At 67.5% G+C, this 14,357-nt stretch carries 12 protein-coding genes; 10 read left to right on the forward strand and 2 right to left on the reverse strand.

The window, feature by feature from the left end:
* Positions 1–331: 331 nt before the first annotated feature.
* The 8 genes from RIF23_RS05290 (at position 332) to RIF23_RS05325 (ending at position 9,253) form a co-directional block, all read left to right on the forward strand.
* Entirely contained in the window at positions 332–2,206 is a 1,875-nt protein-coding gene (locus RIF23_RS05290; RefSeq protein ID WP_310911164.1) for a Cas10/Cmr2 second palm domain-containing protein, read from the forward strand.
* A complete protein-coding gene (locus tag RIF23_RS05295) occupies positions 2,203–3,366 on the forward strand; it encodes a type III-B CRISPR module-associated Cmr3 family protein (RefSeq protein ID WP_310911165.1) in 1,164 nt (387 codons plus the stop codon). Before RIF23_RS05290 ends, RIF23_RS05295 begins: the two co-directional genes overlap by 4 nt.
* Positions 3,366–4,334 carry a type III-B CRISPR module RAMP protein Cmr4 gene (gene cmr4, locus RIF23_RS05300; RefSeq protein ID WP_310911166.1) on the forward strand — a complete coding sequence of 323 codons (969 nt, stop codon included), beginning with the start codon at positions 3,366–3,368 and terminating at the stop codon, positions 4,332–4,334. The genes RIF23_RS05295 and cmr4 overlap by 1 nt, the downstream gene beginning before the upstream one ends.
* Positions 4,327–4,746, forward strand: coding sequence for a type III-B CRISPR module-associated protein Cmr5 (gene cmr5, locus RIF23_RS05305; protein ID WP_310911167.1), 420 nt, complete (start codon positions 4,327–4,329; stop codon positions 4,744–4,746). The genes cmr4 and cmr5 overlap by 8 nt, the downstream gene beginning before the upstream one ends.
* Before the next feature lie 329 nt (positions 4,747–5,075).
* Positions 5,076–5,837 carry a type III-B CRISPR module RAMP protein Cmr6 gene (cmr6, locus tag RIF23_RS05310; protein WP_310911168.1) on the forward strand — a complete coding sequence of 254 codons (762 nt, stop codon included), beginning with the start codon at positions 5,076–5,078 and terminating at the stop codon, positions 5,835–5,837.
* Positions 5,838–5,975: 138 nt separating this feature from the next.
* Complete coding sequence (cmr1, locus tag RIF23_RS05315) at positions 5,976–7,292, forward strand: type III-B CRISPR module RAMP protein Cmr1 (protein WP_310911169.1); 1,317 nt, start codon at positions 5,976–5,978, stop codon at positions 7,290–7,292.
* A 264-nt stretch (positions 7,293–7,556) separates the two neighbouring features.
* Complete coding sequence (locus RIF23_RS05320; protein ID WP_310911170.1) at positions 7,557–8,039, forward strand: glutathione peroxidase; 483 nt, start codon at positions 7,557–7,559, stop codon at positions 8,037–8,039.
* Positions 8,040–8,110: 71 nt separating this feature from the next.
* Positions 8,111–9,253, forward strand: coding sequence for a MalY/PatB family protein (locus RIF23_RS05325; RefSeq protein WP_310911171.1), 1,143 nt, complete (start codon positions 8,111–8,113; stop codon positions 9,251–9,253).
* A gap of 84 nt (positions 9,254–9,337) precedes the next feature.
* Here the strand turns inward: RIF23_RS05325 and RIF23_RS05330 are convergent, their stop codons facing one another.
* A complete protein-coding gene (locus tag RIF23_RS05330; protein ID WP_310911173.1) occupies positions 9,338–10,123 on the reverse strand; it encodes a class I SAM-dependent methyltransferase in 786 nt (261 codons plus the stop codon).
* 441 nt (positions 10,124–10,564) lie between these two features.
* Here RIF23_RS05330 and RIF23_RS05335 point away from each other — a divergent pair, with 441 nt between their 5' ends.
* Positions 10,565–11,023 (forward strand): SAM-dependent methyltransferase, encoded by a 459-nt coding sequence (locus RIF23_RS05335; RefSeq protein ID WP_310911174.1) that lies wholly within the window; start codon positions 10,565–10,567, stop codon positions 11,021–11,023.
* On the opposite strand, the gene hflX is transcribed toward RIF23_RS05335, so the two are convergent.
* Complete coding sequence (gene hflX, locus RIF23_RS05340) at positions 10,996–12,405, reverse strand: GTPase HflX (protein ID WP_310911175.1); 1,410 nt, start codon at positions 12,403–12,405, stop codon at positions 10,996–10,998. The two genes, RIF23_RS05335 and hflX, sit on opposite strands and share 28 nt — an antisense overlap.
* Positions 12,406–12,704: 299 nt before the next feature.
* On the opposite strand from hflX, the gene aceB reads away from it, so the two are divergent.
* Positions 12,705–14,309 (forward strand): malate synthase A, encoded by a 1,605-nt coding sequence (aceB, locus tag RIF23_RS05345; protein ID WP_310911176.1) that lies wholly within the window; start codon positions 12,705–12,707, stop codon positions 14,307–14,309.
* Positions 14,310–14,357: the final 48 nt, after the last annotated feature.

The raw sequence follows: 14,357 nt of genomic DNA on the forward strand, positions 1-14,357 counted from the left end.
GCGGGCCACCCAGTCTGCGGGAGGACGTGGGTTCACGCTGTCCAGATCCCGAATTCCGTGTGGAGGTGGCGATACCGGTGACGAACCGCATGTGGGACGTGCGATTCCGGCACCCCAACGGCATGCGTCTGTCGCATCACCGAACGGAATTCTGCTTTAGCACATCTTTCTGACCTGCACATATTTGGTGATCTCCATGATCATTTCGACACAGTCTTCGTTTTCAGCGAACACACCGAAATCTTCACGCACAGGTGACACATCTGCACACACAGGTCGCTACGATGACGCATTATCACGTCTTGCACCGAGGACTCGATTAGGGATTCTGTTGGCCAATGATGATCTTGTAGTCCTGGCAATTTCCGGAGTTCAACGGTTCATTGAGGAGTCCCGACGCACAGCTGACCTGGCTGCCGGCAGTGAGATCGTGGCGCAGTTCGGCCGCGAGGCCGCCAGCCACCTCACCACCGCGCATCACGCCACGCTCGTGTTTCCCCCAGCACTTCCTACACCCGACGCTCCACAGATCACGGACGGCGCCCCCAACCGGATCGTGGCGCTCGTTCCCGCGGGCCAGGGCGCACCGGCCGCCACCGACACCGAACGACACCTCCACCAGCTGTGGACCGGTTGGATCGAGCGGACCTTCCGCGATGTGCCCGCGCAGCCGGACCCCGGATGGCCCAAGGTTCAGTGGGCTTGCGCTCCGGCCGGGGTGGGCGACTACCCACAGCAGTGGGACCTTGCCAACCGGGCCCTGGCCGCCCGGAAGGAAGCCCGGGACTTCCAACAGTCCCTCACCAGGGGCAGGAACCCCTGCGAGCTCAGCCCCCAGTGGCCCGAGGCATCCCTGCCCCCGAACACGCCACCCCGACACAGCGCCGGGGACCCAGCCCGGACCACCCGCACCAACATCGACCAGCTCAGCGTGACCGGATGGGTGAAGCGCTGCTGGCACCAGCGAAACGGGGAACATTCCCAGCAGTCCGGCTTCCCCGCCACCAACGCCATCGCCTCTGCGCCCTACCGCGCGGCCCTGCTGGAGCAGTGGAACCACGACATCAGCGAGGCCGCCCGAAAACTGCACGATGCGGTCGGGACCGTGCTCGGCGAGGAGCCCTACTCCGAGTATCCGGTGCCCGGCCTACCCGGCCCCTACACCGACCCTGTCGCCGAATGGCTGCGCGCCGGGGCGGGGATCTGGGTGTACCCGGAAACCTGGCACCGACAGCGCCTGGAACGCCGGTACCGGAACGGTAGCTCCGATCCCGAATTCGCTGATGCCGTGACGTGCGGAAAGCAGGCTGCCGCCCGGCTCATCGAACTCAGCACGACCATGACGCCCCCGCAGCCCATCCCGGCCACCCACCTGGCGGTACTCGTCCAGGACCTCGACTCCATGGGGGACTTTCTGAAGGGGCACAGCCCCGGTCGCGACGGTTCCCGGGTCACGCCGGGGGTGGACGGCCACCGGGACGTCTCACAGCTCCTGCAACAGGCGGCTGGCCAGCAACGAAGAACCGTGAACAGTGTCGAGAACCTCGGCAGTGTTGTGTATGCCGGTGGGGACGACCTGTTGGCGCTGCTCCCGGCGCGCACGGCACTGCGGGTCGCCCAGCAGTGTCGGGACGGCCTGCCGCCAGCGCTTCCCACGGTCAGCACCGCGCTGCTGTTCTTCCACCATGCGAGCCCACTCCAGGACGCCCTGGTACGTGCCCATGAGGCTCTGGAACAGGCCAAGAGCCGGGACGGGAAACACGGTCTGGCTGTGGGCTACGTCCAGCCGTCCGGCTCGGCCGCCACCTGCGTCACGGCGTGGCAGCCCACGCCCGATCAGCCGACCGGAGCGGAGCGGCTCCGCCTGTTTCCCGCCGCTACCGTTCCGGCACCCAGCCACTCCACGCCGGATCACCCCAACCACCCTGCACCGGCCCTCGACGCCCGGCTTTCCCCGAGGCTGGTGGCGGATCTGGAGCGCAGCCGGGACGGCCTGGACGCCTTGGAGCAGAGCATCGCAGGACAGGAGGTGCGGCGCCTGGTGGCACGGCACGTACACGGAACGCGGCCGCTGTCCCAACAGGAGCACCGGGACGCTGCCGCCGAATTCAGCACGGCCCTGGAGCAGCTGAGCCGGACGGGCCAAAAGATCGACTGGGCCACCCCCGCCCGGGTGGCGGCGTTTCTGGGGCGGGAGGCACGATGAGCAGCACATCCACAGCCGTGAGCACCTGGCTCGCGCTGCGCCCACAGGACAGTGTGCACGTTCGGGACGGGCGTCCCTTCGTCGGTGGCACGGGCGGCAGTGCACACACGGTGCGTCCGGGACCCACAACCGTCGCCGGGGCGATCGGTGCGGCCTGCCACCAGGCCGGCGCGCACCGGAACCCGGCGGCCGTCCGCGGCCCACTCCTCGCTGAGTTCGACCCCGAGCAGGGATGGCGCAGCTACCTGCCGATGCCGCGGGATCTGGTGCGCACAGATACCAACAAGGCCAGAACCGACACCACCGACGGCACCGACCAAGCCCTACTCCAGCGCAGGCACCTCCCCTCGGACAGTGCCGCCCCCTGGGCCGGTGTGGTCACCGACCTGCACGAGAAGCTCACCCTTCAGGGACGCCAGCCCCTGCATCCACTGCACCTCCACAACGTGCCCGGGAAGACCGAGCCCATGACCGGCTGGGGCAGCAGCGCGCTCCTGCGGAATTACCTGCACGGGGACACCCTCACGCCCGGAGCGTCGAAACCCGTCCCCGCCAGCGAATTCCGGTATGGCGCCACGGACCCGCTGGTTTCGGAACGGCGGCTGGGGCTGGCGCTGGACGACCATCGGATCGCCCGCACGGGAATGCTGTACCAGACCACGCACTGGCGGCTCCAGTACGACTGGGCATTCCTCGCCGAGGTGGAGGATTTGCCCTGCGCGGACGAACAGCTGCCACACGCGGTGGGCTTCGGCGGCGCGGGCCGCCTCGCCGAGCTGGAGCGCATCCCGGGGATGCACTGGCCCGACGCTCCTCTGGCGTTTCCGGACGGGCAGCTGCTGTTGTACCTGGCCACCCCGGCCGCCTGGGCTGAGGGCTGGTTGCCGCCGATCCCGGCGGAGGTGAGCATTGTCGCCGCGGCTCTGGGCGATCCCCACGTGGTCTCCACCGCGACGGCGGACCCGAACCGGCGCCAGCGGCTCAGTGGTACCCGGCGATTCACCACCGTCCCCGCGGGCTCCGTGTACTGGCTGCGGTTTCCCAGTGCACAGGCGGCCGTGGACTGGTCCCACGATCACCACGGGCGGGCACTGGGCCCGGCCGTTGACGAACGACTCGACACCGCCGGATTCGGCATCGTCCTGACAGGAGTGTGGTAGTGCAGACTTTCCTGCTGTACCTGTACACCGAGTCCCCACTACACGCCGGCGCCGCCGACGCCGACCGGGGAATCGACCTCCCCATCCAACGGGAGGCCGCCACCAACTATCCCGTGGTCTGGGGCCAGAGCCTCAAGGGAGCGCTGCGGCGCAGCATCAACGAGGCGCTACGCCGCCAGGAGCACGATCTCCTGAACAAGGACGATGTCACGTGGCTGTTCGGCCCGCCTCCGCGCAGCGGGGGCGACGACGTGGACCAGGACCCCGCGGCAGGCAACCTCCTCGTGGGGGATGCGCAGCTGGTGGCGATGCCGGTACCCACCCTCCAGCACACGTTCGCTTGGGCCACCTCCGGACTCGCACTGGGGCGGCTGGCGCGAAAGTATCAGGGGCTCAAGGGATCGCCGCAGATCCCCGAGGTACCCACTCCCCCACCAGGGTCGGGCTACACATCGACCTCTCGCTGGAACAGTGCGAAAGCGGAGGGCAAGGGCCATGTGCTGGGGCCGTGTGTCGTCCCGCTGGAGGAGCACCAGGCCGTAGGTTCGTGGTCGCAGCGTATCGGCGCAGATGCCCTGCCCACTCCGCACGAGGGGCAGACCACGGACCCCTTCTCCTATTTCCGCAGCCAGCTCAACCAGGACCTGCTGGTAGTCGGGGATACCGCCATGTCCCAGCTGGTGCGGGAGTGCACCGAACACACGGTTCGAGTCCAGCTGAACGACGAGACGAAGACCGTGGAGCACGGGCCGTTCACTGCGGAGTACCTACCGACGGACTCAGTCCTCGCCGCAACACTGACACTGCGCAGCAACGCAAGCGGCGCGGATGACGACGGCACCGTTACGGCATTGTACGCGGAACAGCTCCGCACTGCTCTTGATGGAACCTCCTGGCAACTCGGTGGCGACGAGACCATCGGAAAGGGACAGCTGTGGTCCCGACTGATCGGGGACAAAGATGAATGAACTCCAACGCATTGACCAGGACAAGTCCCGGGCCGCACACAATATCCTCAGTCAATCTCACGGTGTGGACGCGGAGACTCGGTCACGCATGCGTCAACTGCCGGCGCGCTTGCGCGCCAGTGGCCTGGCTGCCACGTACGCCTTTCTACGATCCAAACAGGGAAACGAAAAGGCTGTGGAGCGGGCCTATCGAGACCTGGTGATCGGTATAGCCCACCACCTTCGAGATCTGGGGCTCGTCGACTTCCCGGAAAACCAGGACGACCCTGGGATGATTCTTCAGCAGCGTTTCGCCAACGCGAATACCGGCACGTACGCCAGAATGTCCGCTGAGGTGGACGAGCTGGCCATCTGGCTCAGCCGATTGGCCGATGCACTGCACAAGGAACCCGAGCTTTCCGGAGAGTCGTGATGGGCGGGGCGGAGACCGGAGCCGACACCGGACGAAGCCAATCAGTGTCACTGAGTCGACCGGGAGAGTCTTCCGAAGACGAGGAGCTGATGGGACCGCTCTCCCCTGCTATTACCGAATTCGAAGGGACACAGAATCAGAATTCTGAAGGCAATTCAAATTCCAAAAATCAGGGTGGTAGGTCTCGGACCCTAAAGTTCAAGCAGCTTCATCAGGATCAGCGCCGGACAGGAACTACGGCGAACCCCCTGATCGTCCTGCGCCGCACCGCCTTTCCGGAAACACGCACCGAACGGGGAGACGCCCCGCTTCACTGCTGGGCTAGCAACATGAGTCTGGGCTTGGCCCATGGTTCCGAGCTGCTGGCGGCCGTACACGCCCGCCGGGAGGCCTACCTTCAGCGGTGCGCCGGCGGGCAGTCCGCGAGTTCCACCGGCGAGGGTGGCGGCCCGCTCACCGTGCTCCGGCTGCTGCTGCGTACGGAGTGGCGTATCGCGGTGGGGCTGGGCTTGGAGTACGGGATGTTGGAGAGTGGGATCGCGCTGCACGGCACCTACGGGTTTCCGATGATCCCAGCCTCGGCGTTGAAGGGGGTGGTCGCCGCGGCGGCTGGTAGCTCGGGCGCGGCCGTGACCGAGCAGGTGCGGATTCTCGGGGGGCCGCTGGTCGGATCCCGGCCGGAGGGCCAGTCCGCGGAGGATGCGGAGCTGGCGACGACCCCACGCCGCGGCTCGGTCGTGTTCCTGGATGCCCTACCAGGGCCGAGTCAGTCCACAGGCAACGGCAGCACGACCGGTGTGACCGTGCACCGGGATGTGGTGACACCACACCAGAAGCCCTACTACCAGAGTTCCCTACCGTCCTTACGGAAGGACCGGGAATCCGCGTCGCCGAAACCACCGGCGGAGCACCACCAGCCGGAGCCTGCTCCGTTCCTGTCCCTGTCCGGCAATTTCCACGTGGACCTGCTCGGCCCCGGGCCGGATCTGGATCGGGCGCGGGAGTGGTTGAGCCTCGCTGGGGACGAGTTCGGGATCGGGGGGCGCACCACCGCCGGGTACGGCTATTTCCACATCGAGTCCCGGGGGTGACCATCGCGGGATGACCGGTGATCCCCAGGTACCCCCGCTGCTGCCACCAGCCGCCGCAGACACCTCGCGTCCCCGTCCGGCCCGGGCGGGGACGCGTCCCCCGGCCCCACCCCTGTTGGCCTTTCGGAGAGGACTGCCATGCCCTGGACCACCCTCACCCTCACCACGACCACCCCCGTGTTCAACGGCCCCGACGGCGTACTGCGTGTCTCCTCGCTCCGTGGCGCCCTGCGGTACTGGTTCCGGGCGCTCGTGGGGACCCGGATCGGCAATGATCCCGAAGCGCTGGGTGAACTGGAAGAAGCCGTGTTCGGCGGCACCACGGCCCAGTCCCGGGTGCAGTTCCGGCTACCGAAGGCCCCGGATCCGGTGCAGCGCTCGAAGAGTTCACCCAGGCCCGAGACGTGGCGCTCCAAACCGTGGGTCGGCTACCTCCTCGGTCAGGGGCACACGCAGCACAACAATGGGGGGAACGACATGACGCCCACCCCTCCGGGCCGAGAGTTTTCGCTGAAGATCCGCTGGGCTCACAGTGCCCGTTCGGGACGGACGGCCGAGGACGAGGCGATCAACAGCCTGGTGATGTCCTCCCTGTGGCTGTTGTGCACCTTTGGTGGAATTGGGGCCCGCACCCGGCGCGGCTTCGGAGGGCTACGTATTACCGACAGCGATGGTGCACTCCCGGGACTGTGGAGCGAGGGTGAGCGGGCACGAACCCCTGGGCTGGAGTTCTACCAGCAGCTGGAGCATCTGGGGCTGTGTGCCGAATCAGGCAGCCCTGCCGTGGCTCGTCCCTACACCGAGGCGCTGCGGGAGAGCCTGGAGCACGCGGCCACGCTCACCCCGAAGGCGCAGGCGGACAGGGCGGATCCAACACGGCGCCCCTGGTATCCCGTGCTGAGCCCGGAGTACACCGCGGCGGGCATCAGCGCCTACCAGCACGAGACCTGGGAGGGGCTGGCGGAGCATGTGGGGCGCCAGTACCGGCTGGCCCGGGCGACAAGATCCAACAGGAAGTCCGAAACGCGGTACGAACCCAAGGTGAAAACTCCCGAATACATTGCCTTGACGGAAGGGACATCGCAGCCCCCCTTCCGGCTGGGGGCCTTCGGACTTCCGGTGAACTTCAAGGACCCCTACAGCGTGAACGCCGAAACCGCGCAGAATGCGCCCCTGCGTCGCGCGTCTCCGTTGTGGTTCCGGTTCGTGTCCAACGTGGAGGGTACCCAGTGGCGGCTGTTTTCTTTTGCGTTCCACAACAGCTACTTCTCCGGGGAGCAGGAGGGTGGGAACGGCCCTCGGGTCGTGGCGCGGAAGGGGTCGACGCAGCACGGTCCCAAGCGCACGGTCCCGGATACGGAGGTGGAAAAGCACACCCGTGACTGGATCACGAGGATGGCCAACCACGAGGCGCCCTTCCCGGATGCCAGTGCAACGGAGGAGTCCAATACCTAGCCGCTGCGGGCGGGGAGTTTGGTGGTCTTGGCCCGGGCCTGCCGGCGATCAGGCCCGCCCCACCGCGCTATGTCACCGGCCCCGCACCCACCCCACCCCCATCGGCCTTTCCAGCCCACCATCGGCCTTTCCTCGCCTCCATGCGCTGGGGGTTCACCCCGAGACGCCAGGGCCGCCACAATCCCACCCCGGCGCGGCGGCTCAGCCCCGGCCCCGGTCCACCCTGCGTTCCGCCGGCCTCGGATCGGGCCTAGGCTCGGCCCCATGGGTATTCACGACATTGAGGTACGCGCGCTGGATGGAAGCCCGACTCGGCTGCCGGAGGGGCAGCTGCTGCTGGTGGCGAACGTGGCGTCCAAGTGCGGGCTGACCCCGCAGTACACGGGGCTGGAGCGTCTCCACGAGCGCTACGCCAATCGGGGCTTTTGCGTGGTTGGGGTTCCGTGCAACCAGTTCATGGGGCAGGAGCCCGGCAACGCCGAGGAGATTCAGGAGTTCTGTTCCACTACCTACGGCGTCACCTTCCCGATGCTGGAGAAGTGCGACGTGAACGGCGAGCAGCGCCATCCGCTGTTCGTGGAGCTCACTGCCGCACCGGACGCCGACGGCGAGGCCGGTGACGTGCAGTGGAACTTCGAGAAGTTCCTGGTGTCCCCCGCCGGGACGGTGGTGGCCCGGTTCCGTCCGGGAACGGAGCCCGAGGATCCACAGGTGGTGTCTGCGATCGAGGCGAACCTGCCCAGCTGACCTGACCCGAGCAGTAGGCTCGCGGACGCGGCCCCGCACGCACCACGGCCCCGCAACGGAAGGGAGCGTCTGTGAGCACACTGCTGTCCTCCTTCACCTGGGAGGAGCTGCGGCACCGCACCAGCGCCAAGTGGCGGGCCTACGCGCCGGACGTGCTGCCGATGTGGGTGGCGGAGATGGACACCCCGCTGGCTCCCGCGATCGAGGAGGCGCTGGTCTCGGCGCTGCACCGGGGTGACACGGGGTATGCGGACGCGGGCGCGCTTCCGGAGGCGTTCGCGTCCTATGCGCGGCGCAGTTACGGGTGGCGTCCGGAACCGGAGCCGATGCGGCTGGTTCCGGACGTGATGCGGGGTGTGGTCGAGGTGGTGGAGCTGGTGACCGCTCCGGGAGACCGGGTGGTGGTGCACACCCCGGCCTACCCACCGTTTTTCTCGTGGATGCGGCGGATCGGCCGCACCGTTGTGGAAAGCCCGCTGGCCCGCGGCTCGGACGGGTATGAAGTGGATCTGGATCGGCTGGAGCGGGACCTCGCTTCCGGTGCGGAGGTCCTGCTGCTGTGCAATCCGCACAATCCGACCGGGCGGGTGTTCACCCACGAGGAGCTGCACCACATCGCGGATCTGGCCGAACGGCACCAGGTCCGGGTTCTGGTGGACGAGATCCACGCGCCGCTGACTTTCCCGGAGGCCCGGCACGTGCCGTTCGCCATGCTGAATTCCCCTGCCGCGGCCGACTCGGTGACCTTCGTGTCGGCCTCCAAGGCGTGGAACCTGGCCGGGCTGAAGGCCGCGTTGGCGGTTCCCGGATCGGCGGCACAGCCCGTGGTGGCCGAGATCGGCGTGGAGGTGTCCATGGGGGCGGGCCTGCCGGGTGTGCTCGCGTCGACTGCTGCGTTCGAGCACGGGCAGGGGTGGCTGGACCAGCTACGTGGCGAGCTTGACGCCAATCGGCGCCTGCTGGGTGATCTGTTGGCCCGGCACCTGCCGGAGGTGCGGTACGACCTGCCGCAGGCGACGTATCTCGCGTGGCTGGACTGCCGCGAGCTCGGGCTGGGGGACGATCCTGCGGCCGTGTTTCACGAGCGGGGACGCGTCGCGTTGTCGCCCGGCCCCGGTTTCGGCGCGCCGGGCACCGGCTTCGCCCGCCTGAATCTGGCCACCGCACCGGAGCGGATCACCGAGGCGGTGCGGCGCATGGTGGCGGCCGTATAGGCATCAGTGAGCCGGACGTTTCCGCACGATGCCGGATGCACCGTCACCGCAGGCGGCGGTCTGCTGTCCGGGCTCGGGGCCACCTCAGCCGTGGGGGCGCAACACGTAGCCGACATAGCCGTAGCTGGCACCGTGGCGGCGCCGCAGGTCGATCTCCCGGCGCAGGGCTTCTGCGGCCTGGGCGGTGAGGGTGTCGGCCGGGTCCACCCGTGCGATGCGGTGTTCCAGCGGGGTGTAGTACTCGGTGAACCAGTCACGGTCCGGCAGGAGATAGGTGGCCGTGACCGTGTATCCGGCCCAGGTGGCCGCGGCGACATTGTCCGCGGTGCTGCGCAGCGGATACAGCTCGTCCCAGAATTCCCGCGCCGCTGGGTCGGGATGGTCCACGATCCAGCCGCATTCGGTGACCACGAGCACCCCTCCGGGGGCGATGAGGCGTTTCCAGGAGAGCAGGGCCGTGTCGAAGCCGATGTTGTACGCCGATCCTTCCGCCCACACCACGTCGAAGGAATGGTCCGGGTAGTCGAGGTCGCGCATGGACCGGTTCTCGGGATGGATGCGCTGGGCCAGGCCGGCCCGTTCGGCGGCGGAACGTAGCTCCTCAAGGAAGGGCTGGTAGATGTCCAGCGCGGTGACCTCGGCGTTGGCTTCCCGGACGAGGAGGAGTGTGGCGGGGCCGGGTCCGCATCCCAGGTCCAGCGCTCGGGGGCGTTCCGGGAGGGGATGGGCCAGCTCCATCAGGGTGCGGGTGGTCTCCGTGGAGCCTGGCCCTTGGCGGGTCAGCCCCTGGTGCAGCTTCAAGGCGGCGTGCAGGGCCGGATCGGTGACGTCGAAATCGAAGGTGTGGCGGTACTCGGACGGGTCACTCATAGGTGATGCTCCCCAGCGTGGTCGGGAGGTGCGCAGGGCAGGGGTCGACTGCGGGACACCGGGATCGGCGTTCCCGAGGTACCGCGTCCACGGACCGCACTTTTCCCGTGCCTACCCCGCGGTGGGGACGGGACACGCCGTGGCGAGGCTCAGTCGATGTCCGGAGTTGGGTCCGGAGGGAGGACGTGGCTACGACCATCGTCTGCACGCCAAGCGGGTTCCGGGATCGAGCGCGGGGACGTTAGCACGGCCACACGGCCCTGGACCACGGGTTTGTGGCGGCGACGTTACCGCGATGGTGGTTCTGGGATGCGTCGACAGACGGTGGGGTTATCCGCGGGGAGGCTGCCGACCTGCACCGCTTGGGAGCGTTCTCAGGCCCGGGCTAGGCTACCCGCGAGTTGCCCGGATTCGCCCGTGTGACACCACGAGGAGGCCCCGATGTCCGAGCCCAACGCGTTCATGAAGCGTTCCCCGGGGGACGCTCCCCCCGGGGACTTTCCGCCGGATATTCCCACGGATCGGCCCACGCCCGCCCGCGCCTACGGGATGCATCTCGGGTCCAAGGACAACTTCGAGGTGGACCGGGTGTTCGTCCAGCAGGCGCTGGAGGCCTTCCCCGGGTGTGTGGACATCGCGCGGCAGAACCGCCAATACCTGTACCGGGCGGTGCGCTATCTGGCTCGGGACGTGGGCATCGACCAGTTCTTGGACCTGGGGTCGGGCCTGCCCACGGACAACAACGTGCACCAGGTCGCCCAGCAGTTCCAACCGCAGGCGCGGGTGGTGTATGTGGACATCCCAGGGACGGGGTGGCCGTCGCCGCCAGCGTACCGACGCGTCCACCCCCTCGCACTGGGATACGGCGTCGGTCACCCCACCGGCTGCGCGACTTCCTGAAGTTCCGTGGCCAGGACCTCGGGAACTCGAGCCCGGAGGTTGGCACCGGTTCCGGTGTATTCCAGCTCCAGAACCTCGCCCTCCTCGTACGCACGAGACACCAGGTCTCCGCGGTGGTAGGGGACCTCCACTGTGATCTCGCTGTCCAACCGCGGAAGCGCCGTGGACAGCGCCTCGACGAGCTGTGGGATACCGGCCCCGGTCCGGGCCGAGACCTCCACGACGGAGGGCTCCTGGGTCCGCAGGCCCGTCAACACGGTCTCGTCACTGGTGTCGGTCTTGTTGATGACCACGAGCTCGGGGATGTCCTGGGCCTCGATGTCGGCCAGTACTTCCCGTACCGCACTGATCTGCTGCGCGGGATCGGGGTGGGAGCCGTCAACGACATGCAGGATGAGGTCGGCATCGGCGACCTCATCCAGTGTTGATCGGAACGCCTCCACGAGCTGGTGTGGCAGGTGGCGCACGAAGCCCACGGTGTCGCTGAGGGTGAAGTGGCGCCCGTCGGGTGTCCGGGCCTGGCGAATCTTGGGGTCCAGGGTCGCGAACAGGGCGTTCTCAACCAACACGCCGGCGCCCGTGAGCCGATTCAGCAGGCTGGACTTTCCCGCGTTGGTGTAGCCGGCGATGGCAACGCTCGGGACCTTACGGGTCCGGCGCCGGTCCCGTTTGACGTCCCGGGCGGTGGCGAACTGAGCGAGTTGACGACGTAGCTTTGCCATCCGGGTGTTGATACGCCGCCGATCCACCTCCAGCTTGGTCTCACCGGGGCCACGCAGGCCGACGCCACCGCCCGCGCCACCAGCCCGACCGCCGGCCTGCCGGGACAGGGAGTCGCCCCATCCGCGCAGCCGGGGAAGCAGGTAGCTGAGTTGCGCGAGCTCCACCTGGGCCTTGCCCTCACGGCTACTGGCGTGTTGGGCGAAGATGTCGAGGATCAGGGCGGTCCGATCGATGACCTTGACCTTGATGACGTCCTCGAGCTGCCGGAGTTGTCCCGGTGCCAGCTCCCCGTCGCAGATCACGGTGTCCGCGCCGGTACTTGCCACGATCTCGCCCAGCTCGTTCGCCTTGCCTCGGCCGATGTAGGTGGCTGGGTCGGGGCGTCCTCGACGCTGGGTCACGCCTTCGAGGACCACAGCACCGGCGGTCTCGGCCAGCTGCCGCAGTTCGTGTAGGGAATTGTCAGCGTCGAGCTGGGTTCCCGAGGTCCACACCCCGACCAGCACAACCTGTTCGATTCGTAGGGAACGATTCTCGACCTCGATGACGTCTTCGAGCTCCGTGGAGAGCCCGACGACTCGGCGCAGCGCGTGCCGTTCCTCGAGTTCGAGGTCACCCGGCTGGGGCTGGGTGTCATCGATGGTGTCGTTACTACGCAAAGCTATGTTCGTATCCAATCGTTGTAACGCCGTTGTGGCGCGAGTTCTTCCCTGGGATCGTGCCACGGGAACACGCTACGGGCACCCGAATTTCTGGGGCCGCGGCGGCCACCACGGCCCGGGGTGTCCCGTGTGCTCCTGTTGGCGTTCCTGTCGATATCTGTACCAACGCTCCACCCAGGGCCACTGTTCCCCAGGCCACAGTCCGGATCGTCGCGTTGACCGTCTTGGCGACGCACCGGTAACGTTAATTCCACATCACAGAACTTGATTTTGTATAGCGGAAGGTGTTGGTACTCATGGGCGCCACCAACGGGATCGAGGTCACCGGCCCCCGCCACGACCGCTACTCAGAGATCCTCACCCCGGACGCGCTCGAGCTCGTGGCACAGCTACACCGAGCCTTCGAGCCACGCCGGCAGGAGCTGTTGAGCGCCCGCCGGCGTCGCCAGGCGGAGATCTCGGCTGGCGGGAGCCTCGACTTTCTCCCCGAAACCAAGGACATTCGCGAAGACCCGAACTGGCGGGTCGCCGACCCGGCCCCAGGAATCACCGACCGCCGTGTCGAGATCACGGGTCCCACCGACCGCAAGATGACGGTCAACGCCATGAACTCCGGCGCGAAGGTGTGGCTCGCCGACTTCGAGGACGCCAATACCCCGCTGTGGGAGAACATGATCGAGGGGCAGCTCAATCTGCGGGATGCCCTGGACCGCCAGGTGGACTTCACCACCCCCGAGGGCAAGAGCTACCAGCTGCGGCCCGATGAGGACCTGGCGACCATCGTCGTTCGCCCCCGCGGTTGGCACCTGGACGAGAAGCACATCCTCGTCGATGGACAGCGGGTCGCCGGCGGCATCGTGGACTTCGCGTTGTACTTCTTCCACTGCGCCCGGCGCCAGCTCGACAAGGGCAAGGGACCCTACTTCTACCTGCCCAAGATGGAGAGCCATCTCGAGGCCCGGCTGTGGAACGACATCTTCAACCAGGCCCAGGACGCTCTGGGTATCCCCCGCGGCACGATCCGCGCCACGTGTCTCATCGAGACGATCCCCGCCGCCTTCGAGATGGAAGAGATCCTCTACGAGCTGCGCGAGCACTCCTCCGGTCTGAACGCCGGCCGCTGGGACTACCTGTTCAGCATCATCAAGACCTTCCGGGACCGCGGCAGTGAGTACCTGCTTCCCGAGCGCAACGCGGTCACGATGACCGCCCCCCTGATGCGGGCTTACACCGAGCTTTTGGTGAAGACCTGCCATAAGCGTGGTGCACACGCCATCGGCGGTATGGCCGCCTTCATCCCGAGCCGTCGGGACGAGGAGGTTAACCGGACCGCCTTCGCCAAGGTGCGGGAGGACAAGACCCGCGAGTCCGGCGACGGCTTCGATGGTTCCTGGGTGGCCCACCCCGATCTGGTTCCGGTCTGCCGCGAGATCTTCGACGCGGTCCTGGGTGAGTCCCCGAACCAGATCCACAAGCAGCGCCCGGACGTGTCCGTGTCGGCCAGCGACCTCCTGGCCGTCCAGGACACCCCCGGCGAGATCACCGAATCTGGGTTGCGCAACAACGTCAGTGTCGGGCTCCAGTATCTGGCCGCATGGCTCGGCGGGAACGGCGCCGTGGGCATCTTCAACATGATGGAGGACGCCGCGACCGCCGAAATCTCCCGCTCCCAGATCTGGCAGTGGATCCACTCCGGTGTCGCGCTCGCGGACGGGCCCACGGTCACCCCCGAGTTCGTGAACCAGGTGATCACCGAGGAACTTGACGCGATTCGTTCCGCAGCGGGATCCTCCTTCGACGCCGCCCGCTTCGACCAGGCGGTCACCCTGTTCAAGCAGGTGGCCCTGGCCGACGAGTACGCCGACTTCCTCACCCTGCCGGCCTACGAATCCATGCCCTGACCCGAGGCGACCCCATCTGCCTTGGTGGGTGTGGGGGGGGGGGGCGGC

The organism is Lipingzhangella rawalii (assembly GCF_031628175.1).
GTDB lineage: Bacteria > Actinomycetota > Actinomycetes > Streptosporangiales > Streptosporangiaceae > Lipingzhangella_A > Lipingzhangella_A rawalii.